The following is a 2,010-nucleotide window of genomic DNA, read 5'->3' as shown; positions in this document are numbered from 1 at the left end:
TGGGATGGTCAGGGTACGAGTCCCTTATATTTCACCAAGGGGTGAAAGTCCCACTAGGAGGTTATTTCATGCATTGCAGCCTTATTTGACTCCTAAACGTCTCGCACCATGGTTGTAATTTTGGGGCTAGTAATTTGCATACAAGATTTACCTAAAAATGATTTTTTATCACTAGGTAAGGAATTAATATTTCATATTTCTGTGGATTTAAAAAATAAGGAAGTACAATTCTTATAAATATATCCAGGAATTAAACCCCAAAAATCAATTTTTTTATAACCTTCAGAAGCTAGTAATTTAATTGATGAATCATAGCGATGATCGTCTATGTTATCAAAAATCAATAATCCATTTTCTTTGATTTTCCTTAAACTATTTTCTAAACAAAGATTACGGTTAATACCATCAACAATAATTATATCAAAATACTTATCTGGATATTGCAGGATGAAATCAGCATATTTTTGTTCATCTGATTCTAAATTCAATTGTACATTTTCAGGCATTGGTTGATAAATTTGGTTAAACCAACCTTCATCACTTTCAATAGATATTACTTGTTTAACTCTATTTGACCACCATAAAGTAGATTGACCTCCGCCAAATTCAAATACTAGAGAATCACTGTTAATCTTATCTTCTAAAAATTCTATTGCTGGATAAGTATACCAAGGAATAGGTTGATTTTCTGCATTAACTGGTTTACCTTGGAAGAGAGAATTTAACCAACCAGAAACATCTAAATAATTAGTACCTGGAGTTAAATTTCCTGATATCATTGACCAGTTTCCGGATAAGACTAGACAGTGCGCCAATCGAATAGATAAACCTTGCTGTTTCAATTGAGGATTATCTTGTATTATTTCTTGATCTAAATCCGCAGCTTGGTAAAATTGCTGATTATTAAAATCTTGATTTGCTAGATTTAATTTTTCATTAGGATTATTCATATAGACTTGCTTTACTTCCTCAGATATAATTAAGTTGTTTATTTTGTAGTTTATTAATTATTTGCAATTTGGCAATGATTTTAAAGCGACTTCATCTTCATTATTCAAAACGATTCTACCATAAATTTGTTCCAATAAAGACTGCCATTGCCAAGCTGGCAATTCAGGAACTAGGGATATATTCAGATTATCATTGATATCTAAGTTATTTTCCATGAATAAGTTCATGGCTACACTAGATAAAAACATCTCTGCGTCTTCTCTATCCAATTGCGAAGTGTAAATTACTAAAGTAATTTTTTCGTTTTCTGGATGATTTGCTAAAGCCTTAATTATTTGTTGTAGTTGTAAACTAATTTGCTCTTCTGGTTGATTCCAGTCAGGAAAAATAATATAGTTAATTTGACTAAGATTAAAACTAGATAAATTAGAAATTTCCTGTGAGCTTAAACAAAAGCTGGAAGTTTTCTCAGCGATTGCATAAATCGAACCATCTCTTCGACTTTCAAGGTCAATACTCGGATCAAAATCTCGCAATTTCACATGATCAAATCCTGCTTGAGAGAAAACACATATTAAATTACTTTCATCAAACATATGATAATGATGACCTGCCATGTAAGCAATATAATTTATATAATCTATCGGAGATTTATAATCATACGCAGGTTTGTATTGACAGTATCTTTCCGAATCAAAATTTTCGGGATTAAGGTATGCTTCAATATATATTCGAGAATTAGGTACGCATACTCGAAAAATTCCTCCTTTTTTCAAAATCCGGTAACATTCTTTTAGAATTTCTCCCATTTGGTAAGGGTATAAAAAATGTTCCAAGACATGAGAAGAGTATATTTCAGCAACGCTTTCATCTGGAAAAGGTAGTGGATTTCTTAAATCTAAGATAATATCATAATTTCCAATTAGGGGTCGAAAATGGGGTCGCCTCCATTCCCTCCCATTCAGAACCGTACTTGATAGTTTCCCATCATACGGCTCCTAGTCTGACTGCTCCATTGTTAAGGACACAGCGTTGGCCTTGTCAAGTGCCGTCTTATCG

General features: G+C 32.4%; 2 protein-coding genes. Both read right to left on the bottom strand.

Going from position 1 to position 2,010, the window contains the following annotated elements; translation table 11 throughout:
- Positions 1-191: 191 nt before the first annotated feature.
- Complete coding sequence (locus P5674_RS24320) at positions 192-950, bottom strand: hypothetical protein (protein ID WP_006616048.1); 759 nt, start codon at positions 948-950, stop codon at positions 192-194.
- Positions 951-1,007: 57 nt separating this feature from the next.
- The gene (locus P5674_RS24315) at positions 1,008-1,856 is read right to left on the bottom strand and encodes a class I SAM-dependent methyltransferase (RefSeq protein ID WP_071941221.1); all 849 of its coding nucleotides are present in this window, start codon (positions 1,854-1,856) and stop codon (positions 1,008-1,010) included.
- Between the last annotated feature and the right edge of the window lie 154 nt (positions 1,857-2,010).

Source organism: Limnospira sp. PMC 289.06, assembly GCF_032350395.1.
In the GTDB taxonomy this organism is placed as follows: domain Bacteria; phylum Cyanobacteriota; class Cyanobacteriia; order Cyanobacteriales; family Microcoleaceae; genus Limnospira; species Limnospira platensis.
This window is presented reverse-complemented; position numbering and strand designations above follow the sequence as displayed.